A 26,950-nucleotide genomic window follows, 5' to 3' on the forward strand; every position below is an offset into this window, starting at 1 on the left:
GCCGACCGACGACGGAGGGACAGCCCGATGACCCGCAAGCGATACTTCGCGTACCGGACGGTTCAGACCGTGGTCCTCCTCTGGTTCCTCCTGACGTTCCTGTTCTTCTTCTTCCGGCTGATGCCGGGGAGCTTCACCGACATTATGCTGCAGCAGGGTGCGTCCGAGTCGGCGGTTATGGCCTTCCGCGATCGGTGGGGGCTGAACGATCCGCTGTACGTTCAGTACCTCCGATATCTCGGGAACTTCGTCGTCTTCGACTTCGGCACGTCGATCCAGTTCCGAACGCCGGTCATCGAGCACGTCGGCATCCGGATCTTCAACTCGTTCGTCCTCATCGCCCCGGCGATCACGGCGGCGTACGTGATCGGCTCGATCTACGGAACGATCCTCGGCACGCAACGCGGCAGCACCTTGGAGAAGCACGGACTGCTCCCGTTCATCCTCTTCGCGTCGGTCCCGTCGTTCTTCCTCGCGATCGTCGCGATCGTCGTGTTCTCGGGGTACTTCGGGTGGTTCCCGTCGTTCGGGATGATCACGCCGGACACGTACACGCAGTTCAGGGACGCTCCCTTCTGGCGGCCGTATCTCACGAGCGACTTCGCGATGCACTATATGCTGCCCTTCGCCGTCATCGTGATCAGATACACCTACCTGCCGCTTCTGATTATGCGGACGAGCGTCGTCGAGACCATCGGACAGGAGTTCACGTTCTATCACCGGCTCTCGGGACTGCCGAAGTCGCGTCAGCTTCGACACATCGGCAAGCACTCGATCCTGCCCGTCGTGACGCTGTATCCGGTGTCGATGACGCGAGCACTCGGCGGCCTCGTACTTATCGAATCGGTGTTCAACTGGCCGGGTATCGGGTTCACGCTGGTCCAGGCGGTGCTGGCGCGCGACTTCCCGGTCGTCCAGTTCGTGTTCTTCCTGGTCGCCGGATTCATCATCGTCGCCAACTTCGGCGTGGACCTCCTCTACGGCGTGATCGATCCGCGCGTCAGTGTCGACGAGTAGCCTTTCGACCCGAATCCTGTTTTGAGTGCCTGTAACGCCTGTTTCTCGCTGTTTCGCCCCACAACATTCATTAACTATCAGGGAGTTCAAAGTGTATGTCACAGAGTGACAAAAACCGAGGATCAGTACAGCGACGGCGCGTGCTTCAGATGCTCGGTGGCGTCGGGATCGCGAGTCTCGCCGGATGTAACGAGGGCGGTAATGGCGGGGGTGATGGCGGAGACAGCGGCGGGGGTGGCGGTGACCAACAGGAACTCGGCGAACGCGTGCCCGAGATTGCGATCGAATACTGGGCGAACATCGGGACGAGTTCGACGCTGATGGAGAACTCGCTGAACCAGTTCCAGAACGGCGTCGAGGAGCTCGGCATCTCGCTGAACATTCTCCCGACGGACTTCGCCACCCAGAACAGCAACGCGTTCTCGGACGCCCGACGCTCGCACCTCCAGTACTGGACGCATTCCTCGCCGCCGTCCCGCCTCGATCCGGACGAACTCGTCTCGCAGTTCACCGCGGACCGCGCGGGGGCCGACGGTGCGAACCCGGCGAACTACGCGAACTGCGAGTACACCGATGCCGCCTTCGCGCAACGACGCGCCACCTCCGAGGAGGAACGGCGCGAGCTGGTGAATTCGGCGCTGGGGACGGCCGCCGAGGACGCCTACATCATCCCGATTCACCCCAGGGTGACGACGGGCGCCTACAGACCGGCGAACGTCGAGATCGGCGGCACCGGAGACGCGGGGCTGAAGCCGTTCGTGAACCCGTACGTCTTCTTCAGATCCACGCCGACCAACAGCGACACGCTCCGCACGCACGTCGATCCGCAACTGCTGGAGACGACGAACTTCCCCACGTCGACGAGCCCCACGGTGACGGCCCCGTGGAGTCACCTCGTCCACTCGACGCTGGTCGAGTTCGACGAGAACTACGACCTCCAGAATATGCTCGCAGAGAGCATCGAGACCTCCGACGACGGCCTCGTGCTCACCGTCTCGCTCAGGGACGCGACCTTCCACAACGGCGATCCGATCACCGCCGAGGACGTGAAGTTCACCTTCGAGTTCATCTCCGACAACGCGGGCATCTTCCCCACCGCGACCTCCCCGCCCTACGAGAGCATCGAGGTCGTCGACGAGAGTACGGTGGAATTCACCCTCTCGGAGGTGTTCCGACCGCTCATCCGAAACACGTTCGGCAGGTGGGGGATCCTCCACCGCGACACCTGGAGCGCCGCCGTGGGGAACGCGGGAGAGTTCGACTTCGATCCGATCATCGGCTCCGGGCCCTTCCAGGTGGACGACATCCAGCGGGGTTCGTTTATGCGGCTCACTCCGCACGACGGACACCCCGTCCACGACGTCGGCCACAACGTGTTGCTCCAAGCGTTCGCGGACAACGAATCGATCGTTCAGGCCTTCCAGAACGACGACCTCGATATGGTGTCGCAGATCGGGCCGAGCACCCAGGAGCAGTTGAGCGACACGATGGGCGATTCGGTGGCGTTCGTCGAGCAGGCGGAGCCGACCGGGTTCTACCTCTACCCCCAGCACCCACAGAGCCCCGTGAAGTTCCGGGAGTTCCGGCAGGCGCTCGGGATGTCGTTCAACAGACAGCAGATCCACGACATCGTGTGGCGCGGCGCGGGCGAGATCGAGTACTCCTCCTGCGTGTTCACCGAGAGTCACCCCTGGCGGCCGCCGGCGGACCGCCTCGGGCAGTTCACCGACGACCCGGAGGGCGACGTCGAGGGAGCCCGCGAGTTGCTGTCGGAGAACGGATGGGGATGGGACGGTAACGACAACCTCCGGTACCCCGCCGACGCGGACCTCTCGCCGCTGTGGCCGCAGGGCGAGAACCCCACCGGCGAGGACTTCCCGTGCCTCGACGAGAACGGGGAGTACGCCGGCGGGAACTGAGCGGACGCGGGCGCTCCTCCCGGCTCCGTTACGGGTTCTGTTCCGCCGCGTTCGATGCGGTTATTCTGGACGTAGCGGGCTCGAAACTACCGAATTTACGACCCTCGCGAAAGAGCTATTAGTGTGTGTGGTAGCTGACCACACGTAATGAGACTAGGACGATTCGTGGTGGAGACTCACTGCCACGCGCAGCGTCACGCGGTCCGGATCGGGGAGGGCGAGGGCGACTACGCGAACCTCGCAGACGCGATGAAAACGGCGGTGATGGCCGACGACGCCGACGAGGACACGGACGTCGTCGTGTACGACAACTCGGAGCGGCTGCTGTACGACATGGACACCTACGACGTGGATATGTGCGTTCTCCTGTCAGCGTTCGGGATGACGAACGAGCTCAACCGGCAGATGATCGAGGCCAACCCGGAGAAGTTCGTCGCGGCGGCGGCCCCGGTACAGACGAAGAAACGCGCCCTCCGCGGCGAGGAAGCGTGGTCCTGGGAGGCCGCGGCCGACGAACTGGACGAGTGGCTCTCGAAAGACGGCTTCGTGATGACCGGCGAGGGGATTCGGGGGGACCCGACGCGGACCGAACCCGTGCCGTGGCGGGAGCGAAAGAAACACCTCCGACACGTGTTCGACGTGGCCGCCGACCACGGCGTTCCGGTCCGCTGGCACACCGGCTACACGTCCGGATACGGCGGGAACCACCTGTTTCATCTCTACCCCGACTGGCAGGACCCGACGCTCGCGTCCCAGCTCAAAGCCGAGTATCCGGAGGTCCCGATCGTGTTCGATCACGGCGGGATGCAGGCCGGATGGCGCGAGGACTACGTCGACAAGGTGACGCAGGTGGCGGGCACCTTCGACGACGTGTACCTCGAGATCGGGCTCTACTGGGGCGAACTGATGAAGAAGCCGATCAACGACCCCAACATCGCCATCGACCAGCTCCTCTGGGGGAGCGACTGGGGCGCGTCGATGGTGCAGCACAGCCAGCCGAACGAGTACCCGCCGACGTACTGGGAGCAGATCTCGAGCAAGGGACTGCCGGCGCATCAGCCCGACTACTGGGGGGCTAACCAGCGGCAACTGCTCAAGTTCGCGCTGGACACCGATCTCCCGCAGGACGACCTGAACCTCATCCTCGGCGGCAACGCCGTTCGGCTGCTCGACCTCGACGTCCCCCACAGCCGGCTGTTCCCCGAGTTCAAATAGCGGCCGAGTTCGATAGCCCTCGCCCGGTCCCTATCGGTGCTCGATGACCGCACGCAGGATTTTCATCTCCTCGGCCTCGGTGATCCGGTCCGACGCCATACACGCGTGAACGACCTTATGTGTCAATTCGACGTCACCGAAGAGACATTCGCCGGATTCCCCGGTATTCGCCGGACACCGATCGTCCTCCGTTTCGGTCGACTCTCCTCCGGAGAATCCGTCCGCTTCGGAGAGCCCGTCCGCTCCGGGTAGCGGTGGCTCCCAGCCGTTTCGCGTTCCGTCCGGTCGTCCGGGCTCCTCCCCGTCGAGTGCCGCCGTCGCGAACGCCGCACGCTCGTCCCACTCGAACCCCTCGATGGAGTTGACGCGCCTGTTGATCGTCGCGCAGCTCACGTCGACGAGGTCGGCGAGGTCACGCTGCGTCGCGTTCGGGTGCTCCCGGATCGCCGCGAGGACCTCGTACTGCTCGGCGCTCAGTGCCTGCTCCCGTTCGGCGTCCGCTTCAGCGATCGAGGCCGTCGTCTCCGAGTCGGCTCCGGTGTCGGTTCGCCCCGCGTCGGCGTCAGAGGCCTCCTCCGTCTCGGCGGTCGCGGTTTTCTGTGCGGTGTCGCTCCGCTCCGTCCCGTCCCCGCGGGCACCTGGGTCACCGTACTCTTCGAGGACTCGCGCTACGAGGTCGGGTCGAGCGCCGCTTACCGACTTCGACAACTCCCCCACTGTCGCGTTCGGGTCTCTCTCTGCCACGCTGAGGATCCGTTTGTGAATCATCGCTTTCGGAATCGGGGATCGGGTGCTCGTGCCGTCGCGAATCTGTGTCAGCGGTGAGTTGCTCATTTTGGTGCGGCCGAGCGTGGTCGTCTCACACACTCAGTCTGTATCTTTGAAGGCGTGAGTCACACCTTACGCTACCTATTTACTATGTAATGTTTTATCACTACTTTTCGGAGCCGATCGCGAAATCGACGCCACGTCGGTCACAACAGCGTGCTCTCGATGAGTTGCTCGTGGCCGCGACGCAGCCGCCCGGCGAGCGCCTGCCGCGAGATCGAGAGCTCCGATGCGATCTCCTCCAACGAGGCCTCTCGCGTTGACGCGAAGTACCCGCGTTCGTGCGCCAGCACCAACGCCTCCTGCTGTGCATCGGTGAGCCCGTACTGGTCGAGCGCGTCACTGCTGTCCTCCTGATAGATGCTGTCGAGCTTGAACGGGATCCCCAGCTCTCGACAGCGTTCCCGAAACGAGTAGAGCGCGTCCCTGGTCGGGACCTGCGACCGGAAGTGGACGCCTTCGTCGGTCGAATGAGCGCCGAGAAAGACGATATCGAAGTTCGATGCCTCCGGGTAGGTCATCTTCTGTCTCGCCTCGGACGTGAAGTTCACGCGGTACAGCGATCGGTCCCCGACGGTAGTGAGAACGGCGAACTCCGCGACGGAGGGATCCTCGAACAGGGCTTCCTCGAACGCCTCCGGATCGACGTTGTCGATCCAGAAGACGTACTTCGCCTGTCCGTCCTGAAGGATCTGGAGGTCCTCCATCTCCAGGACCGCGTCCGGGAGGCGATCGTGCGTCTCTTTCAGCACTGGCGAGTCGATCGTGTATTCGGCGATGAATCCCATTTCCGGATGCGTACGCCCTTGGTACGTGAGAGCCTTTCCGTGGTCAGTCGCCGGCCGTGTGGGCCCGTTGTCTGGCGGCGGCGACGCTCTTGCCCTCCCGCAGCACGGCGTCGACGAACAGTTCGCCGGCCTTGTACGACGACCGGACCATCGGCCCCGACGCGCAGTAGAGGAAGTCGAGTTCCTCCTCGGCCACGCGCCGCCACGTCTCGAAGGAATCGGGGTGGACGTACTCGAAGACGTCCAGGTGCGACCGCGAGGGCTGGAGGTACTGTCCCAGCGTGACGACGTCGACGTCGGCCTCCCGCAGGTCCGACAGCGTCTGGTAGATCTCGTGGTCGTACTCGCCGAGACCGAGCATAATGGAGGTCTTCGTGTAGACGTCGGACTCCGCCGAGACCTGTTCGAGCACCGATAGCGACTGCTCGTAGTCGGCGCGGCGGTCCCGCACGGGCCACTGGAGCCGTTCGACCGTCTCGATGTTGTGCGCGATCACGTCCGGACCGGCGTCGATGATCTGCCGGACCAACTCGGGTTCGCCCTGGAAGTCGGGGATGAGTACCTCCACGAGGATCCCCGGATCGCGATCCTTGATCTCGCGGATCGTCCGCGCGAAGTGCCCCGCGCCCTGGTCCGGCAGGTCGTCGCGGTCCACCGAGGTCAGGACGACGTAGTCCAGTCCGATCTCGGCGACGGCGTCGGCGACGTTCGCCGGCTCCTCGGGATCGAGCGCTTCCATCCCCCCGGTCGCGACGTCGCAGAAGTTACAGCCCCGCGAGCACCGATCGCCCATCAGCATAAACGTCGCCGTCCCCGGACCGTTGCGGCCGCTCCAGCACTCGCCCATATTCGGGCAGTTGGCCTCCTCGCAGACGGTGTGGAGATCCCGGTCGCGAAGCGTCTCCTTGATGTCCGTGAACTGTCGTCCCGACGGCGGACGCATCTTCAACCAGTCCGGCTTCCGCCTTCCGCTCATACGCCTATGTTCGGGCGCCCGAGCAAAAGCCTACGGGTACCGCCGCGCCGGTCGGCCGCGTCGAGTCCCCGACCGTCGCCAGTCTCACCCCAAAAATGCTTATTATTTCGACGCCGTACGTTCGAGAAATGCTTCACGCCAAAGGTCCGCTCCTCGAAGTCGATCTCGCCGAGCGAACGGCGACCCGGACCGACATCGACGACCTGCTCGCCGCGACGGTCGGCGGTCGGGCCACCGCCACGCATCTCGCGCACGACCGCATCCCGTTCGACGCCGACCCGCTCGGTCCGGAGAACCGCGCGTATCTCTCGACGGGGCCGCTGCAGCACTCCCGGATGAGCTTCACCGGCCGGATGAACATGACGTCGCTGTCCCCGCTGACCGACGGCCTCTGCTCGACGAACGCCGGGGGCTACCTCTCGCGGAACTTCGCGGACACGGGCATCAGCGCCCTCGAACTCGTCGGCGAGAGCGACGAACTCCTCGCCGTCCACGTCCGCGACGACGGCGTGACCTTCGAGCCGGTGCCGGAGCTCGAAGGCGCGCTCGTCCCCGAGGTGAGCGACTACGCCGCGGAACGCCACGACCTCGGGCCGGAGCACTGCGTCGCGATCGGGCCCGCGGGCGAGAACCTCGTCCGGTTCGCCAGCGTGATGACGTTCGACTCCCGGGCGTTCGGTCGCGGCGGCCTGGGCGCCGTCCTCGGTTCGAAGAACGTCAAACTCCTCACGTTCGAGGGCGACGCCCGCCCGCCCGTCGAGGTCCCAGCCGACGCCGCGGCCGAGATCCACCGCGCGGCGGCCACCGCCGACGACAATATGAAGCGGCAGGGGACGACCGGCGGCACCGAGTTCATCAACGACAACTTCTCGCTGCCGACGCGGTACTTCTCCGAGTACGAGTTCGAACACGCCGCCGACATCGGGGGCGACGCTGTCGAGGAGAAGAAGTACAAGAAGGCGGCCTGCTCGCAGTGCGCGTTCGCGTGCAAACTGCCGACTCGCGACGAGGAAGCCGGCATCGAGACGGAGGGCCCGGAGTTCGAGACCGTCTACTCGTTCGGTTCGAGCCAGGGCGTCGGCGACATCGTCGACGTGATGAAGGCCAACGAGCTCTGTGACCTGTACGGGCTGGACACCATCTCCGCGGGCGTCACCGTCGCCGCCTACCTCGCGAGCGAGGACGAGTTCGGGAACGCCGAACTCGCCCGCGAGGTGACGGAACTGATCGCCCGCCGCGAGGGCGTCGGCGACCTGCTGGCGGAGGGCGTCCACCGCGCCCACGACGAACTGGGCGTCGACGACATGACGATGAAGGGGATGGAGTTCGCCGCCCACGACGGCCGCGTGCTGCACGGCCTCGGCCTCCAGTACGCCGTCGCGAACCGCGGCGGCGACCATATGTACGGCGAGATGATGGGCCTCGCCTACAGCGGCGTGCACGATCCCGAGGGGACCGCGGGCAAGGCCGAGACGCTGGTCGAACAGGAGAACTACTGCGCGTTCCGCGACTCGGGGATCGTCTGCGCGTTCTCGGGGGACTACATCGACCCCGAGGCGTTCGAGGCGCTCTTCGACGCCGACTACGAGACCCTCCTGGAAGTCGGTGCCGGCGTCGTCGAGCGCGAGCGCCACTTCAACAACCGACGCGGGTACGACCGCGCGGACGACGACCTCCCCTACGAGATTCCCGATCTGGACTCGTCGCTGGAGGAGTACTACGCGGCGCGGGGCTGGAACGACGACGGGACCGTTCCCGAGAGTCGGTTCGATTCCGGCACGACCGCGACTCCGGCGGACGACTGAGCCCCGTCACTCTCCGATTCGACGGCCTGACGCCCTTCAGACGGTCGAGTCGACGGCCTGACGCCCTTCGGACGGTCGAGTCGACGGCGACTGACGCTCCCCGCGCGACCGTTCCGCCGCCCGACGACGCTACCCGCCGTACACCGCGGGGGTCATCCGTATCACGTCACCGTCCGACAGCGGGGTTTCGAGGCCGTCCTCGTGCTGGACGTGTCTGCCGTTCCACGTCACGACGAGGTCGCCGACCAACTCGCCCCCGTCGAGCAGTCGCCCGTCGAGCCCCGGATACGCGGCTTCGAGCTCCGCGAGGAGCGCACCGACGGTTTCGGCGTCCGTGTCGACGACGACCGTCTTCGTCCCCACGGGCTCGCGGAGCGGCCCGAAGAAGGCGCACTCGATTTCCATAGCGGGAGTTTCGGATCCGGTGCTAATGAGCCGTGGGGTCGCAGCCGCGTTCGATCCGGGGATCGTCCCTGGCCGATCGGAGGCACGGCCGGCCGACAGAGTGAGGCCTCAGGCGCCCGACGCAGAGATATGGACGATCCCGTCTCGCTGACGATCGTCGACGGCGACGACGAGACGACCGTCGAGGTCGAGCGCGGCGTCGTGCTCCGCGACGCGCTGCTCGAACGGGGCTTCCCGGTCTACGGCACCGTCTCCCGATACGCCAACTGCGGCGGCCGCGGCCTGTGTGCGACCTGCACCGTCGAGGTCGATCCCGCCCCGGAGCCGACACACTGGCACGACGCCGCCGCGCGCCGGTTCGGCTACCCGCGGCTCTCCTGTCAGATCCGGGTCGACGCGCCGATGACCGTCCGGCTGCTCGACAAGCGCGTCTGGGGGCAGGTCCTCCCCGGCCGCCGCGGCGGGTCGTCGTCAGAGTGACGCGGTCGCCGACGCGTCCGCGCCGATGGAGAAACGACTTTGCCGCCGGAGCCCCCGGTGTCGGATATGACTCGTTTCGCTCCGATCTCTACTCCTCCCCGACCCGTTCGGTGCCGCCCGCCGAGCGCCGTTCGCCACCCGTCCGCACGGGGGTCCGACGCGTGAAAGTCACCGAGGTCGTCCCGGAGTTCGCCGACGCCTTCGGCTTCGAGGAGTTCAATCGGATGCAGCGCGAGGCCGCGCCGGCGATCCTCGACGGCGACGAGAACGTCGTCGCCGCCGCGCCGACCGCCTCCGGCAAGACCGCGCTCGCGGAACTCGCGATCTGTCGGACGCTCGACCGCGGCGGCACCGCGCTCTTCATCGCGCCGCTGCGCGCGCTCACCAACGAGAAGGAGTCCGAGTGGGAGCGCTTCGAGGAACTGGGGTACTCCGTCTACGTCGTCACCGGCGAACGGGACCTCAATCCGCGACGCGCCGAGCGCGCGGACATCCTCGTGATGACGCCCGAGAAGACCGACTCGGCGACGCGGAAGCACGACTCCGCACGGTACTCGTTTATCGCCGACGTCGACTGCTGCGTCATCGACGAGGTCCACCTGCTCGACTCCGACACCCGCGGCGGGGTCCTCGAAGTGACCGTCTCGCGACTCCGCCGCATCTGCGACCCGCGCGTCGTCGCGCTCTCGGCGACGATGCCGAACATCCAGGACGTTGCCGCGTGGCTGGACGCCCCGCCGGAGACGACCTTCGAGTTCGGCGACGAATACCGCCCGGTCGACCTCCACGCGGACGTGAAGACGTACACCCACGGCGACAACGCCTTCGCCGACAAGTACCGCCGGCTCTACAGTGCCCTCGACCTCGCGGAGGAGCACATCCGCGAGGACGGGCAGGCGCTCGTGTTCGTCTCCTCCCGGCAGGACGCCGTGCGGGCCGCCGGAAAATCCAGGGACGAGATCGCCAAGCGCGACATCCCGATGGGCGCGCGCGGCGACTTCGACTTCCACACCGACGCGAAGGAACTCTCCGACGACGAACTCGCCAAGGCCGCGCCCGACGGCGTCGCGTTCCACCACGCCGGGCTCTCGAAGGACGACCGCGACCGCGTCGAGGAGTGGTTCAAGGAGGGCAAGATCCAACTGCTGTTCTCCACGTCGACGCTCGCGTGGGGCGTGAACCTCCCGGCGCGCTGCGTCGTCATCCGCGATACGAAGTACCACGATCCCCTGGAGGGCGAAGTCGACATCTCGCCGCTCGACATCCTCCAGATGCTCGGCCGGGCGGGGCGGCCCGGCTACGACGACGTCGGCTACGGCTGGGTCGTCTGCGACCGCGCCGACGCCGACAAGTACCGAAAACTGCTGCGCGAGGGCAAAGAGATCGAGTCGCGGCTGGCGGAGGACCTGGATTCGCACCTCAACGCCGAGATCGCGATGGGCACGATCCGGGACCTCGACGACGTGATGTCGTGGCTGGAGACGACGTTCTATTACCAGCGCGCGAAGTCGAAGCCGGCAGAGTACGACTTCGAGAACCTCCGCGGGCGCGTGCGAGAGACGCTCGAATCGCTCGTCGCCCGCGGCTTCGTCGAGATGGGCGAGGACCTCTCGGTCGGGGGGACCGCGCTCGGCCGCCTCGCCTCGAAGTACTACCTCCGATTGGAGACCGCCGAACGCTTCCACGACCTCTGCGAGCGCGAGACCGTCTCCGCGGACGGCATCTTGGAGGCCGTCGCCGGCGCGGAAGAGTTCCACTCGGTCTCCGCGCGGCAGTCCGAGTCCGACGCCGTCGACGCGGTCCTCTCGGACGTGTCGACGGGATTGGAGGACGGCCCGCGGAAGGTGCTCGCGATCCTTCACGCCGGGATGGAGAACAGCACGCCCGCGGACCTCCGCTCGGACGCCTGGATCATCCGCCAAAACGCGCTCAGGTTGCTCTCGGCGCTCCGCGAGTTCCTCGCTGAGTTCGCCGGGCCGCGGGCGGCGAACCTCGCCCGACGGGTGGAGGCCCGCGTCGAACACGGCGTTCCGCGCGACGCGGTCGGCCTCACGGCCGTCGACGGTATCGGCCCGACCCGGGCGCGGACGCTCGCGACGGGTGGGCTCCACAGCCCCGCCGACGTCGTCGACGCCGGAGCAGACGAACTCGAACGCGCGGGGCTCTCCGCTGGCGTCGCCGAGCGGATCGTGACGAACGCGCGTGAATTCCCCGCTATCGAGGTCTCGTGGGGGTCGTTCCCCGACGGTATCGCCCTCGGCGAGAACGAGTTGTGCGAGGTCACCGTCCGCAACGCGGGCGGCGGCGCGGCCGTGGGAGTCCGCGTGACCGTCAACGACGTCGAGATGACGACGAAGGAGGCGTACCTCTCCGATTCGCTCTCGGTCCCGGTGGGCGTCTTCGGCGCGAACGCCGAGGAACTGGAGTTCGTCGTCGAGGTGACGTTCCCCGACGAGCCGCTGCACCCCGTTCGGGCGACGCGGACGGTCGACGTGACGTAGCCGCCTACGCCGCGCGATCGAGCAGCAACGCCCGCAGTTCCTCGAAGCTGCCGACCTCGGCGTCGGCGCGGGAGAGGTCCAGGTCGGCGTTGTGCGTCGAGCGGAAGGCGACCGTGAACGCCCCCGAGCGCACGGCCGACTCGATGCCGTTGACCGAGTCCTCGACGACGACGCACTCGGCCGGATCGAGTCCCAATTCCGCCGCGGCGTGCTCGTAGACGTGCGGTTCCGGCTTTCCGGGCTCGTCGATCTCCTCCGCGCTCAACACCAGGTCGAGTGGGTCGAGACCAAAGCGTTCGCGGACGATATTTATCCAGGAGCGCCGAGCCGAAGAGACGATGGCCAGCGTCCGGCCGTCGGCCCGGATCGCGTCGAACAGCTCCCGGACACCCGCGGTCAACGCCACCTGCTCGCCGTACAGCGACTCCGCGCGCTCCTCGTACGTCGCCAGAAACCGCTCTCTGGGCACCGCGGTCCCGTACTCCGCGTCGAGGTAGTCGTAGATCTCGTAGTACGGCATCCCGGTGACCTCCTCGTGAGCGGGCGACCCGCTCTCGATCGCTTCGGCGAACACCCACTCGTCCTCGAAGCGGTGCCAGTACGTCTCAGAATCGACCAACACTCCGTCCATATCGAACAGCACCGCGCCGTCGGGCACGTCCATACGGGGTGCTCGCACGCCCTCGTGCAAAGACCTTCGTGAGAGCGTTTATCACCGAAAACGGGGCCAGGCCCCCCGTATGTCAGAGACGATCCGCGTCTTCGCCGGCGACTGTACGACCACCTTCGAGGGCGCTCGCGCCCGAACCCAGCGCGGCCGCGTCGCGGTCGTGGTCAAGCCCGATCGGACCACGCTGGTCCACGACGCCGACGGCTACCAGCCCGTGGCGTGGCTGACCCGTCCCGATTCACTCACGGTCGAGACCGACGAGGGCGGCTTCGGCCTCGTCGCACGCGCGGGCGAGCAGGTCCTCCGCGTGGTCTCCCACGAGTCCGCCGGGTGGGTCGAGTATCCCGTCACCGAGGCCGGCGTCCCGGTCGGCTCCCACCCCGAGACGGGCGAACCGCTCGTCCGAGCGGGCGGCGACGTCCGCGGGCTCGACTCCGACGTTCGGTACTCCCTCCCCGCGGGTGCGACCGTCCTCGACGACACTTGCGAGTCCTGCGGCCTGCCGAAGATCCGCGCGGAGGCCGGCGACGCCTTCGAGATCTGCCTCGACCGCTCGTGTGAGTCGCTCGACGACGCCGTCCGCGAGCGGTTCGACGGCGAGTGGACGTGTCCGGACTGCGGATCCGACCTCCGCATCATCCGTCGCGGCGGTCGCCTGCTCGCCGGCTGCGACGCCTACCCCGACTGCGAGACCGCATTCGCGATCCCCGCCGGCGTCGTCGTCGACGACTGCGCCTGCGGGCTCCCCGTCTTCGAGACCGCGCGCGGCCGTCGGTGTCTGGACGCCACGTGCGACGCGTTCGAGGGGTGACCGCGACGCAGGTGTGATCGTGTCTCCGGGCTCAGCCCCAATGGGTGTAAACCGCTAGCGCAGTTCGTCGACGAGAGCGGCCACCGCCTCGTCGACCAAGTCCGGTTCCAGACGTCCCTGCCAGAAATCGATGTCTTCGCGGTCGATCGACTGGACGCCCCACGGAACAACTCGGCTCTCGTCGGGCGTCCCACCACGAAGCCAACTCTCTTCGGGAACGTCGAGGAGGCCGTCCATCCACGACTTCGAGGTGAGCGTCAGTGCGATGTACTGGTCGCCGTGGAACGGACGACCTTCGTGATTCGAGAGTACGAGCCAGGGACGAGCAGCGCCACCCTCTTTGAACGGATCGGCACCGTAGACGACGTCACCGCGCTCGAAGGTGGGGGCAGGTCCCTCGTCGGTCACTGCTCGGTCTCCGCGTTCGGATGTGGCTCGTCAGGGGCGTGTTCGCGCCACGTCTCCTTGTCTTCCTCACCGAACTGCTCGTTGAAAAGCGCGGTCGCCCGCTCGTAGCCGGCGTATCCGGAGATCCGGTCCGCGTCGTCGGTCACCGCCCAGTACGTCGCCTTGTGTTCGACCAAACCGCGGTCTTTCAACCGAGAGAGTGCGGTACTGACCGCACCCTCGTCGAGGCCGGTTTGCGAGGCGATTTCGTGCGCCTTGAACGCGCGGTCCTCGTTGGCACCGAGGAAGCCGAGCACTCGATCCGGGACGGACAGCTCTTCGAGCTCGTCCTCACTCGCGTTCTCGAATGTATCCCGGTCGATCGACATCGGTGACTGAGAATATGCCGTCAACCGTTATTAGCGTTAGGACTGTAATACACGAGAATATTGAAAGGACTGATCGGGTGTATCGTGCTCGGCCTCTCCCACGAAGTGATCAGAAAGTGTGCATTGAGACGACTGCCAGTGATCGCAGCCCCTATGTCGCCGCCGGCCGCCAGAGAGAGTATGGACGGGACACTGGCCGACGGCGTGGTCCGCGTCGGCGGCGACGCCAGACAGCGGTTCTACGACGCCCGCGGGTACGGCCGCCCGCTCGACCGCAACCGCATCGAACTGGCGCCCGTGGAGGCCGCCCACCTCCTCTCCCGCGGCGACCTCGACGCCGTCGTCGACGAAGGAGACGCGGCCGCCGATTCGGACGCGGCCGACGCTCCCCGCCTGGACTTCCGCGAGTTCCTCGTGAAAACGGGCGCGACGCTCCGGTTCGCGGTCTACAAGGACCTCCGGGACCGCGGGTTCTATCTCTCGCCCGCGCGGGAGGACTGGCCCGGCGTCGACGACGTCGCGGGCGGAACCGGCGATGCGCCCAGCAGCGCGTCCGGGGGCTCCGATGCGGCACCCGACGCTGCATCCGACGCCGGGATCCACTTCGTCGTCTTCCCCCGCGGCAAGGGGCCGTGGGACGACGAGGTCGCCTATCGAATCCGCGTCGCGGGCGAGCGCGAGCGGATCGCCGCGTCGGCACTCGGCGATCTCGTCCTCGCGATCGTCGACGAGGACGGCGACCTGACGTACTTCGAGACCGACGGCGACCCGGCGATCGGCGACGCGGGGGACGGCGAGACTGCGGGCGCCGCCGCGGACCTCCCGACTGAAGTCGACGCCGACCTACTCGGCGACCGGGTCGTCTGCGACGAGACCGCAGAAACCCTCTACGAGCGACAGTTCTACGGGCAGCGGCTGTTCGGCCGCAACGCCGAGTCGGGGCCGCTTCAGCTCTCGCTCGTCGAGGGCGCGTACCTCGCCCAGCGCGGCGTCGTCGACGTCGCCCCCGACGCCGTCGCGGCGCTCGGTCGCGACGTGGAGGGCGAGCGCTTCGACCGACGACTCCGGACCTACGCCGCTCTTCGGGACCGCGGCGTCGTCCCGAAGAGCGGCTTCAAGTTCGGCGCCGACTTCCGCGTCTACGAGGAGTTCACCGACGTCGACTCGCTGAGTCACTCGACGGACCTCGTGCGCGTGGCCGCTCCCGGGCACAGCTTCTACCCGCGGGACCTCTCGCTCGACGTCCGTCTGGCCGGCGGGGTCCGGAAGCGAATGGTTTTTGCGCTCACCGCGGCGAACGGCGAGATAGACTGGCTCTCGGTAGCCCGCGTTACCCCATGACACGAGACCTCGACGACCGCGAGACCGACGACGGCGACGTCACCGAGACCGCGCGTACCGACGCGCCGGCAGCGCCCGACACCGCCCGGCCACGGACGGACGGCGGTACGGAGAGCGACTCGGCCCCCGGCGCGGACGACGTCGCGCTCGACCCGTGGGGGTCCTCGACCGTCTCCGACTACCGAAAGCTCTTCGAGGAGTTCGGCATCGGCGAGTTCGACGACGTCCTCCCCGACGTTCCGAACCCTCACTACCTGATGCGCCGCGGCGTCATCTTCGGCCACCGCGACTACTCTCCCGTCGCCGACGCCCTGCGGAACGACGAGCCGGCGGCCGTCCTCTCGGGCTTTATGCCCACTGGCGACCCCCACATCGGCCACAAACTCGTCTTCGACGAGATCATCTGGCACCAGGAGCAGGGCGCAGACGCCTACGGGCTGATCGCCGACCTGGAGGCGCACGCCGCCCGCGGGATGACCTGGGCGGAGATCGACGAGCACGCCCGCGATTACCTCCTGAGCCTGCTCGCGCTCGGTTTCGACCCCGAGGAGGGCGAACTCTACCGCCAGTCGGACAACCGCGAACTCCAGGACCTCGCCTTCGAACTCGGCTCGAAGGCGAACTTCTCGGAGTTCCAGGGCATCTACGGCTTCGACGGCGAGACCAACGTCTCGCACATGCAGTCGGTGGTCACGCAGATGGCCGACATCCTCTACCCGCAGTTGGAGGAGCCGAAGCCGACCGTCATCCCTGTCGGGCCGGACCAGGACCCGCACGTCCGGTTCGCCCGCGACCTCGCGGCGCGGATGCGCTTCTTCAAGGTGACCGAGGCGTACGCGAGCTTCGAACTCGACGACGCCGAGCGCGCGCTCGTCGCGGCCGTCTACGAGGAGCGCGAGGCGTACGCCGAGGAGCCGGAGCGTCCCCGGTGTGAGGAGGCGGGCGAGTGGCTCGCCGGCCTCGACGACGACGCCCTCGACGCCCTCGGCGTCGCCGTCGACGATGCGGTCCGCGACTCCGCCGTCGAGAAGCTCGAAAACGCCGGGATGGAGCCGCTCCGCCCCCGCGTGCGCTTCCTCGATCTCAACGCCACCGACGACGCCTTCGAGGCGCTCGTCGAGACGATCGACGGGGAGAAGCGCCGCTACGACGCGCACGTCGACGCTTTCGACCTCGACGCGAGCGAGGCCGAGGAACTCGCGCGGGAGGTCGAACTCGACCACGGCGGCTACGGCTTCGTCCCGCCGTCGTCGATCTACCACCGCTTTATGACCGGCCTGACAGGCGGGAAGATGTCCTCGTCGATCCCGGCCTCGCACATCTCGCTGCTCGACGACCCCGAGGAGGGCTACGACAAGGTGAAGGCGGCGACGACCGGCGGCCGCGACACGGCCGAAGAACAGCGGGAACTGGGTGGCGAGGCCGACGAGTGTCCGGTCTACGAACTGTACGCCTACCTGCTCGCGGGCGACGACGACGAGTTCGCCAAGGAGGTCTACGACGAGTGCGTCGGCGGCGAGCGCCTCTGCGGCGGCTGTAAGGAGCAGGCCGCCGAGCTGATGCGCGCGTTCCTCGAAGAGCACCAGGAGAAGCGCGCGGAGGTCGAGGATCTCCTCGAAGGTCTCGACATCTCCCTGGAGTCGCCGCGGCGGGGCGTCGCACCTGGCGACGACTGAGTCGTTTCCGCCTCCGTTCGCTACTCGATCGACAGGCCGCTGTCGGCGGCGGCGTCGTCTTCTCCGCCTTCGTCCCACTCCAGTTCGAACTCGATGCTCAGTTCGCCTGGCGCGCCGGTCGGCCCTTCGCGCTCGGCTTTCACCTCGAACGTCGGCTGCGCCGGGGGCTCCATCGTCACCGACTCGCCGCCGGCGCTGAGGGTGATGGCTTCGCCGGAGTCGAGTTTGTCGGCGACCGATCGTAGGTACGCCGCGATCTCTTCTCGGCTCTGACGACTCTCCGATTTGAACAGGATCTCTTCGGGCATACCACTGGGTACGCTGTCCCGACTCATAAACGCGCGCCCCGACGGACGTCGTTCCGTGCGACCACACCGCACGCTTCCGCAACTGTTTTGTCTGCCCACTGGTCTCTCTCACGTATGCGCTTCGGACCCGATTCCACGGCGCTCGGCGTCGACACGCAATCGATCGACAGCGACGGGTCCGACTTCTTTTTCCGGACCGCGTGAGGGCGGTGGATCCGACGAACTCGGCGCGTTCCCTTTCCGACGGGGCGTCGCAGTCGGCGAAACCGTTCGATTCGGTCCGGAGTGGCCGCGGACGCGTCGTCCTCCCCCGAGGCGTTCCACGCTCGCCGGCGGTCCTGCGACTCGGGACCGCCCGTAGTCTTCGGAACTGCTAACTGGCGGCCGGTCGGTAGACGCGACAACGACCGACGCTGCAGCGAGACTCACGAAGCAATGAAACTACCCGAACCACAGGTCGCGGTGCTGAACGCCGCGAGCGCGACAGAGGAACAGTCGATCGACCGACTCGCCGAGGAGACCGGCCTGAAGCCGGAGACGGCGACGCAGGCCGTCTTCGAGCTCCGCGACGACGGGCTCCTCGACGTCACGGAGACGGAATCGATCGAGTACGAACTGACCGAGGAGGGCCGCACGTACGTCGACAGGGGGCTCCCCGAGGTGCGACTGTACCGCGCCGCCGTCGACGCGGGCGCGGCCGACGAGCCGGTGGAGATGGGGCGCGTCATCGGCACGGCCGACCTCGATGGCCCCGAAGTCGATATCGCGCTGGCGAACTTCGGGCGGAAGGGATACGGGGAGATCGACGGCGGCGAACTCTCCGCCGACGGCGACGCCGACACCGAATCCGATCCCGAGACCGTCGCGCTCGCCGCGCTGGCGGATCTGGCCCGCGCGGGCGAGGCGAGCGCGTCGGACGTGCTCGCCGACGTCGAGCGCGACGTCCTCGACCAACTCGTCTCCCGAAACCTCCTCGAGCGCCACGAGCGGACCGTCAGGACGGTCGCGCTCACCGACGCGGGCGTCACCGCGCTGATGGAGGGCGTCGAGGCCGCGGAGACGGTCGACCGTTTGACTCCCGAGATGCTCACCTCCGGCGAGTGGGCGGACGTCGAGTTCACCGAGTACAACGTCGAGGCCGACGCCCCGGAGGTCCGCGGCGGCAAGACGCACGTCCTCAGACAGACCGCCGAGCGCGTGAAGGACGTCCTCGTCGGGATGGGCTTCCAGGAGATGGACGGCCCGCACGCCGACGCGGACTTCTGGATCAACGACTGTCTGTTTATGCCGCAGGACCACCCGGCGCGGACTCACTGGGACCGCTTCGCGCTGGACGTGCCGCCGATCGAGGACCTCCCCGACGACCTCGTCGACAACGTCGAGCGCGCCCACCGCGAGGGCGTCGGCGAGGACGGCGACGGCTACCACTCGCCGTGGTCGGAGGACTTCGCGCGCGCCATCGCGCTGCGCGGCCACACCACGTCGCTGTCGATGCGCTACCTCTCCGGTACCCAAGTCGGCGAGCTCGAACCCCCGCAGCGGTACTTCTCCGTGGAGAAGGTGTACCGTAACGACACGCTGGACGCGACCCATCTGCTCGAGTTCTTCCAGATCGAGGGGTGGGTGATGGCCGAGGACCTCTCAGTCAGGGACCTGATGGGTACCTTCGTCGAGTTCTACGAGCAGTTCGGCATCACCGACGTCCAGTTCAAGCCGCACTACAACCCCTACACGGAGCCCTCGTTCGAGCTGTTCGGCCGCCACCCCACGACGGGCGAACTGATCGAGATAGGTAATTCAGGAATGTTCCGCGACGAGGTGCTGGAACCGCTCGGCGTCGAGCACGACGTGATGGCGTGGGGGCTGGCGCTGGAACGGCTCGCGATGCTCACGACGGGCGCGGAGGACATCCGCGACCTGCACGGGACGTTAGCCGACCTTGACTTCCTCCGCGGCGCGGAGGTGACCTACTGATGCCTGTCGTCGACATCGATCCCGAGGAACTCCGGGAACTGACCGGCCACGAGGAGAAGGGCGACGAGGAACTGAAATCCGATCTGTTCGGCCTCGGGTTGGAGTTCGAGGGCGAGACCGAGGAGGGCCTCCTGCAGTTCGAGTTCGGCCCCGACCGCCTGGATCGGCTCTCCGTCGAGGGCGTCGCCCGTTCGCTGCGGTATCACTACGGCGACGACCGCGGCGTCGACGTGCCGAGCACGAACGATCCCGACTTCACGTACGTCGTCGACGGCGACGTCCCCGACGAGCGGCCGTACGTCACGGGCGCGATCGTCCGCGGCGTCGATCTCGACGAGTCCGCGCTTGACTCTTTGATCCAGTTGCAGGAGAAACTCCACGCGACGATGGGTCGCAAGCGCGCGAAGGGCGCGATCGGGATTCACGACCTGGTGGCGATCAAGGGCGATGCTCTCACGGACGAGGGTGACGGCAACTCGATCACCTACACGGGAATCGATCCCGACGGCGACACGTTCGTCCCGCTGGACAGCGATCGCGAGATGACGCCCGCCGAGGTGCTCGAAGAGCACCCGACCGGCGAGACGTACGCCGACATCGTCTCCGAGTACGACCGCTACCCGGCGATCTACGACGAACTCGGCCTGTTCTCGTTCCCGCCAGTGATCAACGGTCGCCGGACCGAGGTCTCGACCGAGTCCCGCGAACTGCTCGTCGAACTCACCGGAACGGACCAGTGGACGATCGACCGGATGTGCAACATCATCTGCTACGCGCTCTCGGCGCGCGGCGCGACGATCGAGGAGGTCGAGGTCGAGTACGGCGCGTCGTCGCCGGAGGGCCAGCGAACCCTCGTGCGACCCGACTTCGAGGTCGAGACGAAGTCCGTCTCCCACGACCGCATCGAGACGATGCTGGGCGTCGACCTCGACGTCGACGAAGTCGTCGACCTCTTCGAGCGCTCCGGCCTCGGCGCGGTCGTCGAGCGCGACGACGACGCGGAGACGGCGGCCAGCGGAACCGCCTACGAGGTGTCGATCCCGCCGTACCGGACGGACGTGCTTCATCCCCTCGACCTCGTCGACGACGTCGGCCGCGCGTACGGTTTCGACGAACTCGAACCGCGTTACCCCGACGTGGGGACGGTCGGCGGCCGACACGAGCGTTCGCGGCTCGAAGCCGCGACCAGAACCGCCCTGACCGGCCTCGGCTTCGAGGACCTGCTGAACTTCCATATGACGAGCGAGGCCGAGGCGTACGACCGGATGAACGTCGCGGCCGGCGGCGACTACCTCGGCGGCGGCGACCCGGTCCGGATCACCGAGCCCTACAGCGAGGACTACACGATTCTGCGACCGTGGGCGCTGCCCTCGCTGGTGATGGTCCTGGAGAACAACACCCACCGCGCGTACCCGCAGGACCTCGCGGAGGTCGGCCTCGTGGCCGAGCGCGACGACGACGTGAACACCCGCGTCCGCGAGCGTCGGCACGTCGCGGGCGTTCTCGCTCGCAACGACGCCACCTACGAGGACGCGAAGGCGCGCCTGCAGGCCGTCTGCCGCGACTTCGACGCGGCGTTGGAGACGCCGCCGACCGAGCACCCCTCGTTCATCGACGGCCGCGTCGCCTCGGTCGTGATCGACGGCGAGACCGCCGGCGTCGTCGGCGAACTGCATCCCGAAATCCTGGTCGAGCACGACCTCGAACTGCCGGTGGCGGCCTTCGAGTTCGACCTCGCAGCCCTCGGCGGCGAGTAGCCGCGCCGTCCTCTTCGAGTCCGCTCGTCCGTTCTCTGCCTCGACCGAGTCCCGGTAATCGAGTGACTTAACACGCCGCCCGCCGGTATCTTCTCCCGAGAATGCCGAGCGGAGAATACGACCCCGAAACCGTCGAGCAGAAGTGGCAAGACAGGTGGGTCGACGACGAGACCTACGCGTACGAGGGCGGTGCAGAAGACCCCGATACCGCCTTCTCTATCGATTCGCCGCCGCCGACGGTATCCGGGAGCCTCCACTGGGGGCACGTCTACGGCTTCACGCTGCAGGACTTCGTCGCTCGGTTCAACCGAATGAGAGGAAAGGACGTCTACTTCCCGTTCGGCTACGACGACAACGGCATCGCCTCCGAGCGCCTGGCGGAGGAGGAACTCGACGTCCGCCACCAGGACTACGAGCGCCGGGAGTTCCAGCGGATGACCCAGGAGGTCTGTGCGGAGTACGAGTCGGAGTTCACCGAGAAGATGCAGAACCTCGGGATCTCGATCGACTGGAACCAGACGTACCAGACCATCTCTCCCGAGGTCCGGCGGATCTCCCAGCTCTCCTTCATCGACCTCCACGAGCAGGGTCGCGAGTACCGCCAGCGCGCGCCGGCGATCTGGTGTCCGGAGTGTGAGACGGCCATCTCGCAGGTCGAGACCGAGGACGACGAGCAGCCGAGCCACTTTCACGACATCGCCTTCGAGGTCGTCGGCGAAGACGAAACGTTCACCATCTCGACGACTCGCCCGGAACTCCTGCCCGCCTGCGTCGCGGTGTTCGTCCACCCCGACGACGACGAGAACCAGTACCTCGTCGGCGAGGCGGCGCGGATCCCCCTCTTCGATCAGGAAGTCCCGATCATCGCGGACGAGCGGGTCGATATGGAGACCGGATCCGGCGTCGTGATGTGCTGTACGTTCGGCGACCAGACCGACATCGAGTGGTACCAGGCCCACGACCTCGACCTCCGGATCGCCATCGACGAGTCGGGGACGCTGACCGACGTCGCGGGCGAGTACGAGGGACTCTCCTCCGAGGAGGCCCGCGAGGCGATCGTTTCCGACCTCGACGACGACGGGGCGCTTCTGGACCGTCGCGCGATCACCCACACGGTGAACGTCCACGAGCGCTGCGGGACGAGCGTCGAGTTCCTCGTCAAGGACCAGTGGTACGTCGAACTGCTCGACAAGACCGACGAGTACCTGCAGGCGGGCCGGGAGATGGACTGGTACCCCGAGAAGATGTTCACCCGGTACCGGAACTGGATCGAGGGGCTCCAGTGGGACTGGGCCATCTCCCGGCAGCGCTCCTCGGGCATCCCGTTCCCGGTGTGGTACTGCGCCGACTGCGAGCACGTCGTCCTCGCCGAGAAGGCGTCGCTCCCGGTCGACCCGCTGAGCGACGACCCGCCGGTCGACGCCTGTCCTGAGTGCGGCCACGGGGAGTTCGTCCCCGAGGACGACGTCCTCGACACCTGGGCGACCTCGTCGCTCACGCCGCTGATCAACGCCGGGTGGGACTGGGACGAGGAAGCGGGAGAATACACGTTCGAGAATCCCGAACTCTACCAGTTCGATCTCCGCCCACAGGGTCACGATATCATCTCCTTCTGGCTGTTCCACACGGTCGTGAAGTGCTACGAGCACACCGGCGAGGTGCCGTTCGACAGCGTGATGATCAACGGGATGGTGCTCGACGAGAACAGAGAGAAGATGTCGAAATCGAAGGGGAACATCGTCGCGCCCGACGAGGTCGTCTCGAAGTACCCGGTCGACGCCGCGCGCTACTGGGCCGCGGGGTCAGCCGTCGGCGACGACCTCCCCTACTCGGAGAAGGGCTTGCGCGCGGGCGAGAAGCTCCTCCGAAAGCTCTGGAACGCGTCGAAACTCGTCGAGAGCCTGACCGCGGACGCCCCCGCCGAGTTCGACCACGACGACCTCACCGAACTCGACCGCTGGCTGCTCGCCTCCCTGGACCGGGAGATCGAGCGGGTCACCGATCGCTTCGAGAGCCGGGAGTTCTCGAAGGCCCGCGACGGCCTCCGCGGGTTCTTCTGGCACACGTTCTGCGACGACTACCTCGAAATCGCGAAACAGCGCGTCCGCGAGGGCGACGGCGACGCCTCCGCAGCGTACACGCTCGAAGTCGCTCACCGGCGGTTCCTCGAACTGTTCTCGCCGATCCTCGCGCACGCGACCGAAGAGCTGTGGCACGATATGTACGACGACGACGAGAGCGTCCACAACAGCGGCTGGCCGGAACCGCTCGGCGTCGACGCCGACTTCGAGGCGGGCGAGACCGCGATGGCGGTCGTCGGCGCGCTCCGGAAGTACAAGAGCGACGAACAGCTGTCGATGAACGCCGAACTCGACCGCGTCGAGGTCTGGGGCGACATCTCTGGGTTCGAGGCGGACATCTCCGGCGTGATGCACGTCGATGAGTTGGCGACGCTCGACGAGCGCCCCGCGGTCGAGTCGGTCGTCACCGGCGTCGACCTCGACTACTCCCTGGTCGGTCCGGAGTTCGGTAGTCAGGTCTCCGACATCGAGGCCGCGCTCGCGGAGGGCGACTACGAGACCGCGGACGGCAAACTCCACGTCGCCGGCGTCGAGTTGGCTCCCGAGATGTTCGAGATCGAAGAGGAGCGACAGTACCTCGGCGACGGCGAGATGGTCGAGGCCGGCGACGCGATCGTGATCGTCTACCGCGAGGACTGAGCTTTTTTCTCGTCCTACAGGTCCGCGCCGACCGCTTCCTCGACGTCCGCGAAGCCGTCACGCTCGAGGAGTTCGAGGAGGCCTTCGTTGATGTCGCGCGCGAGCGTCGGCCCCTCGTAGACCAGCCCCGTGTACAGTTGCACGAGGCTCGCCCCGGCACGGATCTTCGCGTACGCGCCCGCGGCGTCCGAGACGCCGCCGACGCCGACGACCGGAACGTCCGTTCGCTCGGCGACGAACCGGACCATCTCGGTCGCCCCCTCCTCGATCGGCTTCCCGGAGAGCCCCCCCTTTTCTGCCCGCTTCGGGCTTTGCAGCCCCGACGGCCGGTCGGTCGTCGTGTTGGTGGCGATGACGCCGTCCAGCTCGAAGTCGTCGACGACGGCGAGGGCGTCCTCGATCGCGGGCTCGGGGAGGTCCGGAGAGAGTTTCACGAGCAGCGGTTCCGCGCCGGCATCGACGAGTTCGCCGAGGATCGCCTCCAGGGAGTCGCGATTCTGGAGTTCGCGCATCCCCTCGCTGTTGGGACAGGAGACGTTGACCGCGAGGTAGTCGGCGACGTCGGCGACCCGCTCGTAGGTGTAGCGGTAGTCAGCGGGCGCGTCGGCGGCGTCGGTCGCCTCTGAGAGCGCGACGTTGACCCCGACGGGAATTCCCGGGTCGGGGCTCGTCCGGAGCCGCTCGCCGACGGCGTCCGCGCCCTCGTTGTTGAGGCCCATCCGATTGACGATGGCCCGGTCCTCGACGAGGCGGAACATCCGCGGCCGGGGGTTGCCGGGCTGCGCGTGCGCGGTGACGCCGCCGACCTCGACGTGGCCGAAGCCGAGCGCGCCGAGCACCGACGGCAGTTCGGCGTTCTTGTCGAATCCGGCGGCGACGCCGATCGGATTTCCGAACGCGTGGCCGAACGCGTCGACGGCGAGTCGGTCGTCGTCGACGGCGAGTCGCTCGCGGAGGCGGTCCTCCAGGGGAGTATGCTGTACGGCCTGCAGACCGCGGTGTACCGCTCCGTGTGCGGTCTCCGCGGGGAGCGAGAAGAGCGCTGGTCTGAGAACGCGGTACGCCGCGCGCATCACAGTACCACCACGCGTCGCGTTCGGTTCGCCCGGTGCGTTCGTGTCGACCGATCGGTCCCTCGGGTCATCGGCGTCTCAGAAGTCGTGTTCGACCGCGTCGGGGTCCGCCTTCTGGATGATGATTTTGCCGTCCCGGACTCGGACGAACACCTCGTCGCCGATCTCCATTCCGGCCACGGCGAGTTCGTCCTCGTGGAGGTTCACGTGGACGTTGTGGTACTCGCCGTCCTCGTCTTTCGCGCCACTCGGGCTGAGCTTCTTTTTCCGAACCATCGGAGCTGTCTAGGCGAAGGTTCGCCGCAGCATATACATAAGTGTTGTTTACGACTCCCCCGCATCCGGCCGCAAAGCGTGGATACCGGTCTCGTTCGAACGGTCGGTGCAGTCGTTCCCCGGCCCACAGCACGGTGTGAATTCGGGTGCACCGCGACGAACCGTCTCGCGCGCTCCCCGCTGTCCTCCTGCCCGCCGGAACGCGCCCGGTGCAATCGTCGTGTCGGAAAGTCCGTGGGTTCGAACCCCGGCGCCGCAGCCGATTTTGCCGATATATTTATGCCAAACTATGTGCATCCTTGACATAGAGGTTTACACCGATGGTACGAGAGGACGGTAAACGGAACTTCGTGATGCTCGAGAACGGCGAAAAGACCAAACAGTTCACCGGCCGGATGCCCCGACAGGCCGCGCTCAAAGCCGCTCGCCGGCTCCAAGGCTACGACTCCTACGAGTCCGAGGACGAGGCGAAGGCCGACGCGACCGAGATCCGCTTGCTCGAACGGGGGACTGACCGCGTGCACGTGTACGACGCGTGGGCGTGGCGGGACACAGCTCCCAACGACAAGCCGGGGTGGATGCAACAGAACGAGGTCTCGACAGTCACGAGAGGGAACGTCTCCAAGCAAGGGATCGAGCACATCGAGAAGTAATCTCCGAGCGCGCCCGCGCGACCCCGAGCTACGCCGCTCGTTAGGGCTGGGCTTCGGTCCCACGGCCTCTCCTGTCCTCTCGGTCGCGCCCGTCGGCAGCCGAACGCTCTCGAACGTCGGTCTCATCCGCATCCGACATCGCTTTCCCGATGCCGTCTCGACTGTTTACTGCGCGGTTACCACCCGACTCGACCGCACGCCCAACGCGTGGGATGACGTGTCGGCCTCCGACCGCGCGATACACGTTTCCTGCGGCGATCTGCGTTGTCCATCGACGGATCTCCGCCGTCCGCTGAACCCCCGTTTGTGTCCGTTCGGTCACCGACCGTCGCAGTCGCGTCCGATTCGGCCGTCGATCCGAGCGGAAATAGCGATACCGACGCCAAATTATCCAAATACTGACTGTTTCATTTCTCGATTTCGTCGGCGCCGATCCGGGACACGTCGGGGGCTTTTCGTGCTCGGCGTCGATCGACGCCCTCCGCTCGCGTGTGCCGAGATGATTTTCGCGTTTCCCGGGGTGTGAAATCGCATAACGAGGCGGGGACGGTTCGACGGCCTTTTATGTTACCCCGGCATTCGTTTAGATACGCGGAAGCCCGGCCGGGACGGCCCGGACGGGACCTTCGACGACCTGGACTCGGAACGCGCCCTCGTCGTCTCGGCTCGAACGCGAGCCGGGAACGATACGATGGGCTTAAGTGTTCAAGTCCAGTTCGGATGAATGCGAAAGACACACCGCGATTGGGTTCGGTTCAACTCCGCGCCCACTCGGACACGCCGACTTCGGTCGGCAAGCGACCCGGATCGGAGCCTTTATGGCTCCGTCCGACGTACGCTTATGTCCGCAAGAGATGAGGATTCCACCCCTGCGGTCCGCCGTACAGATGGGATCTGATGTTAGCCTTGGTGGTTCGGTGACACCTGTCTGGTGTCCACTGAACCACTGAACGGACCACGCAATGATTGGTGATTCTCTCC

23 protein-coding genes are annotated in these 26,950 nt (G+C 66.8%); 13 read left to right on the forward strand and 10 right to left on the reverse strand.

The annotated features are described in order from the left end of the window. Positions 1-27: 27 nt before the first annotated feature. From NO360_RS07535 to NO360_RS07545, 3 genes are all read left to right on the forward strand, one after another. Positions 28-1,017, forward strand: a complete 990-nt coding sequence (locus tag NO360_RS07535; protein WP_256307029.1) for an ABC transporter permease — start codon at positions 28-30, stop codon at positions 1,015-1,017. Positions 1,018-1,112: 95 nt separating this feature from the next. Next, positions 1,113-2,936, forward strand: coding sequence for an ABC transporter substrate-binding protein (locus tag NO360_RS07540; protein WP_256307031.1), 1,824 nt, complete (start codon positions 1,113-1,115; stop codon positions 2,934-2,936). A gap of 147 nt (positions 2,937-3,083) precedes the next feature. Further along, entirely contained in the window at positions 3,084-4,151 is a 1,068-nt protein-coding gene (locus NO360_RS07545) for an amidohydrolase family protein (RefSeq protein ID WP_256307032.1), read from the forward strand. A gap of 30 nt (positions 4,152-4,181) precedes the next feature. Here NO360_RS07545 and NO360_RS07550 read toward each other — a convergent pair whose 3' ends face one another. The 3 genes from NO360_RS07550 to lipA all read right to left on the reverse strand — a co-directional run bounded on the left by NO360_RS07550 (position 4,182) and on the right by lipA (position 6,743). Continuing rightward, positions 4,182-4,985: a winged helix-turn-helix transcriptional regulator gene (locus tag NO360_RS07550; RefSeq protein ID WP_256307033.1), complete on the reverse strand. Its 804-nt coding sequence runs from the start codon at positions 4,983-4,985 to the stop codon at positions 4,182-4,184. A 140-nt stretch (positions 4,986-5,125) separates the two neighbouring features. Then, complete coding sequence (locus NO360_RS07555; protein ID WP_256307034.1) at positions 5,126-5,767, reverse strand: helix-turn-helix domain-containing protein; 642 nt, start codon at positions 5,765-5,767, stop codon at positions 5,126-5,128. A gap of 43 nt (positions 5,768-5,810) precedes the next feature. Then, entirely contained in the window at positions 5,811-6,743 is a 933-nt protein-coding gene (lipA, locus tag NO360_RS07560) for a lipoyl synthase (RefSeq protein WP_256307035.1), read from the reverse strand. A 128-nt stretch (positions 6,744-6,871) separates the two neighbouring features. Between lipA and NO360_RS07565 the strand changes: the two genes are divergently transcribed. Beyond that, entirely contained in the window at positions 6,872-8,548 is a 1,677-nt protein-coding gene (locus NO360_RS07565; protein ID WP_256307036.1) for an aldehyde ferredoxin oxidoreductase C-terminal domain-containing protein, read from the forward strand. Between the two features lie 129 nt (positions 8,549-8,677). On the opposite strand, the gene NO360_RS07570 is transcribed toward NO360_RS07565, so the two are convergent. Continuing rightward, a complete protein-coding gene (locus NO360_RS07570) occupies positions 8,678-8,953 on the reverse strand; it encodes a ubiquitin-like small modifier protein 1 (RefSeq protein WP_256307037.1) in 276 nt (91 codons plus the stop codon). Positions 8,954-9,082: 129 nt separating this feature from the next. Here NO360_RS07570 and NO360_RS07575 point away from each other — a divergent pair, with 129 nt between their 5' ends. Next, positions 9,083-9,433 carry a 2Fe-2S iron-sulfur cluster-binding protein gene (locus tag NO360_RS07575; protein WP_256307038.1) on the forward strand — a complete coding sequence of 117 codons (351 nt, stop codon included), beginning with the start codon at positions 9,083-9,085 and terminating at the stop codon, positions 9,431-9,433. Positions 9,434-9,594: 161 nt separating this feature from the next. Next, positions 9,595-11,934, forward strand: a complete 2,340-nt coding sequence (locus tag NO360_RS07580) for a DEAD/DEAH box helicase (RefSeq protein WP_256307039.1) — start codon at positions 9,595-9,597, stop codon at positions 11,932-11,934. A 4-nt stretch (positions 11,935-11,938) separates the two neighbouring features. Here NO360_RS07580 and NO360_RS07585 read toward each other — a convergent pair whose 3' ends face one another. Further along, positions 11,939-12,598: an HAD family hydrolase gene (locus NO360_RS07585; RefSeq protein ID WP_256307041.1), complete on the reverse strand. Its 660-nt coding sequence runs from the start codon at positions 12,596-12,598 to the stop codon at positions 11,939-11,941. A 76-nt stretch (positions 12,599-12,674) separates the two neighbouring features. Here NO360_RS07585 and NO360_RS07590 point away from each other — a divergent pair, with 76 nt between their 5' ends. Beyond that, on the forward strand, positions 12,675-13,415 hold the full coding sequence (locus NO360_RS07590; protein ID WP_256307042.1) for an endonuclease NucS domain-containing protein: 741 nt from the start codon (positions 12,675-12,677) through the stop codon (positions 13,413-13,415). A gap of 54 nt (positions 13,416-13,469) precedes the next feature. Here the strand turns inward: NO360_RS07590 and NO360_RS07595 are convergent, their stop codons facing one another. Further along, positions 13,470-13,823, reverse strand: a complete 354-nt coding sequence (locus NO360_RS07595) for a type II toxin-antitoxin system PemK/MazF family toxin (protein ID WP_256307044.1) — start codon at positions 13,821-13,823, stop codon at positions 13,470-13,472. Next, the gene (locus NO360_RS07600) at positions 13,820-14,191 is read right to left on the reverse strand and encodes a MarR family transcriptional regulator (protein WP_256307045.1); all 372 of its coding nucleotides are present in this window, start codon (positions 14,189-14,191) and stop codon (positions 13,820-13,822) included. The genes NO360_RS07595 and NO360_RS07600 overlap by 4 nt, the downstream gene beginning before the upstream one ends. Positions 14,192-14,371: 180 nt before the next feature. Between NO360_RS07600 and endA the strand changes: the two genes are divergently transcribed. Both endA and NO360_RS07610 read left to right on the forward strand, forming a co-directional pair. Then, positions 14,372-15,532, forward strand: coding sequence for a tRNA-intron lyase (gene endA / locus NO360_RS07605; protein ID WP_256307046.1), 1,161 nt, complete (start codon positions 14,372-14,374; stop codon positions 15,530-15,532). After that, entirely contained in the window at positions 15,529-17,208 is a 1,680-nt protein-coding gene (locus NO360_RS07610; protein ID WP_256307047.1) for a tryptophan--tRNA ligase, read from the forward strand. Before endA ends, NO360_RS07610 begins: the two co-directional genes overlap by 4 nt. 20 nt (positions 17,209-17,228) lie before the next feature. On the opposite strand, the gene NO360_RS07615 is transcribed toward NO360_RS07610, so the two are convergent. Continuing rightward, a complete protein-coding gene (locus NO360_RS07615; protein WP_256307049.1) occupies positions 17,229-17,516 on the reverse strand; it encodes an amphi-Trp domain-containing protein in 288 nt (95 codons plus the stop codon). A gap of 435 nt (positions 17,517-17,951) precedes the next feature. Here NO360_RS07615 and pheS point away from each other — a divergent pair, with 435 nt between their 5' ends. The 3 genes from pheS to NO360_RS07630 all read left to right on the forward strand — a co-directional run bounded on the left by pheS (position 17,952) and on the right by NO360_RS07630 (position 23,967). Continuing rightward, entirely contained in the window at positions 17,952-19,490 is a 1,539-nt protein-coding gene (pheS, locus tag NO360_RS07620; protein ID WP_256307050.1) for a phenylalanine--tRNA ligase subunit alpha, read from the forward strand. Then, positions 19,490-21,247, forward strand: coding sequence for a phenylalanine--tRNA ligase subunit beta (gene pheT / locus NO360_RS07625; protein WP_256307051.1), 1,758 nt, complete (start codon positions 19,490-19,492; stop codon positions 21,245-21,247). The genes pheS and pheT overlap by 1 nt, the downstream gene beginning before the upstream one ends. Before the next feature lie 101 nt (positions 21,248-21,348). Next, positions 21,349-23,967, forward strand: a complete 2,619-nt coding sequence (locus NO360_RS07630) for a valine--tRNA ligase (RefSeq protein WP_256307052.1) — start codon at positions 21,349-21,351, stop codon at positions 23,965-23,967. Positions 23,968-23,981: 14 nt separating this feature from the next. Here the strand turns inward: NO360_RS07630 and NO360_RS07635 are convergent, their stop codons facing one another. Beyond that, on the reverse strand, positions 23,982-25,040 hold the full coding sequence (locus NO360_RS07635) for a quinone-dependent dihydroorotate dehydrogenase (RefSeq protein ID WP_256307053.1): 1,059 nt from the start codon (positions 25,038-25,040) through the stop codon (positions 23,982-23,984). 78 nt (positions 25,041-25,118) lie between these two features. Further along, the gene (locus tag NO360_RS07640; protein WP_049987936.1) at positions 25,119-25,316 is read right to left on the reverse strand and encodes a hypothetical protein; all 198 of its coding nucleotides are present in this window, start codon (positions 25,314-25,316) and stop codon (positions 25,119-25,121) included. 320 nt (positions 25,317-25,636) lie between these two features. On the opposite strand from NO360_RS07640, the gene NO360_RS07645 reads away from it, so the two are divergent. Continuing rightward, positions 25,637-25,969 (forward strand): non-histone chromosomal MC1 family protein, encoded by a 333-nt coding sequence (locus tag NO360_RS07645; protein WP_256307054.1) that lies wholly within the window; start codon positions 25,637-25,639, stop codon positions 25,967-25,969. Positions 25,970-26,950: the final 981 nt, after the last annotated feature.

The sequence above is a fragment of the Halobellus litoreus genome (assembly GCF_024464595.1).
Lineage (GTDB): Archaea > Halobacteriota > Halobacteria > Halobacteriales > Haloferacaceae > Haloquadratum > Haloquadratum litoreum.

Excerpts from the sequence above, each read along its gene's own strand:
- NO360_RS07610 (WP_256307047.1), top strand. The coding sequence starts at position 15,529 with ATGACACGAGACCTCGACGACCGCGAGACCGACGACGGCGACGTCACC.
- NO360_RS07640 (WP_049987936.1), bottom strand. The coding sequence starts at position 25,316 with ATGGTTCGGAAAAAGAAGCTCAGCCCGAGTGGCGCGAAAGACGAGGAC.
- NO360_RS07615 (WP_256307049.1), bottom strand. The coding sequence starts at position 17,516 with ATGCCCGAAGAGATCCTGTTCAAATCGGAGAGTCGTCAGAGCCGAGAA.
- pheT (WP_256307051.1), top strand. The coding sequence starts at position 19,490 with ATGCCTGTCGTCGACATCGATCCCGAGGAACTCCGGGAACTGACCGGC.
- NO360_RS07555 (WP_256307034.1), bottom strand. The coding sequence starts at position 5,767 with ATGGGATTCATCGCCGAATACACGATCGACTCGCCAGTGCTGAAAGAG.
- NO360_RS07630 (WP_256307052.1), top strand. The coding sequence starts at position 21,349 with ATGCCGAGCGGAGAATACGACCCCGAAACCGTCGAGCAGAAGTGGCAA.
- NO360_RS07565 (WP_256307036.1), top strand. The coding sequence starts at position 6,872 with ATGCTTCACGCCAAAGGTCCGCTCCTCGAAGTCGATCTCGCCGAGCGA.
- NO360_RS07540 (WP_256307031.1), top strand. The coding sequence starts at position 1,113 with ATGTCACAGAGTGACAAAAACCGAGGATCAGTACAGCGACGGCGCGTG.
- NO360_RS07590 (WP_256307042.1), top strand. The coding sequence starts at position 12,675 with ATGTCAGAGACGATCCGCGTCTTCGCCGGCGACTGTACGACCACCTTC.
- NO360_RS07600 (WP_256307045.1), bottom strand. The coding sequence starts at position 14,191 with ATGTCGATCGACCGGGATACATTCGAGAACGCGAGTGAGGACGAGCTC.
- lipA (WP_256307035.1), bottom strand. The coding sequence starts at position 6,743 with ATGAGCGGAAGGCGGAAGCCGGACTGGTTGAAGATGCGTCCGCCGTCG.
- NO360_RS07535 (WP_256307029.1), top strand. The coding sequence starts at position 28 with ATGACCCGCAAGCGATACTTCGCGTACCGGACGGTTCAGACCGTGGTC.
- NO360_RS07575 (WP_256307038.1), top strand. The coding sequence starts at position 9,083 with ATGGACGATCCCGTCTCGCTGACGATCGTCGACGGCGACGACGAGACG.
- NO360_RS07635 (WP_256307053.1), bottom strand. The coding sequence starts at position 25,040 with ATGCGCGCGGCGTACCGCGTTCTCAGACCAGCGCTCTTCTCGCTCCCC.
- NO360_RS07570 (WP_256307037.1), bottom strand. The coding sequence starts at position 8,953 with ATGGAAATCGAGTGCGCCTTCTTCGGGCCGCTCCGCGAGCCCGTGGGG.
- NO360_RS07585 (WP_256307041.1), bottom strand. The coding sequence starts at position 12,598 with ATGGACGTGCCCGACGGCGCGGTGCTGTTCGATATGGACGGAGTGTTG.
- endA (WP_256307046.1), top strand. The coding sequence starts at position 14,372 with ATGGACGGGACACTGGCCGACGGCGTGGTCCGCGTCGGCGGCGACGCC.
- NO360_RS07645 (WP_256307054.1), top strand. The coding sequence starts at position 25,637 with ATGGTACGAGAGGACGGTAAACGGAACTTCGTGATGCTCGAGAACGGC.
- pheS (WP_256307050.1), top strand. The coding sequence starts at position 17,952 with ATGAAACTACCCGAACCACAGGTCGCGGTGCTGAACGCCGCGAGCGCG.
- NO360_RS07545 (WP_256307032.1), top strand. The coding sequence starts at position 3,084 with ATGAGACTAGGACGATTCGTGGTGGAGACTCACTGCCACGCGCAGCGT.
- NO360_RS07550 (WP_256307033.1), bottom strand. The coding sequence starts at position 4,985 with ATGAGCAACTCACCGCTGACACAGATTCGCGACGGCACGAGCACCCGA.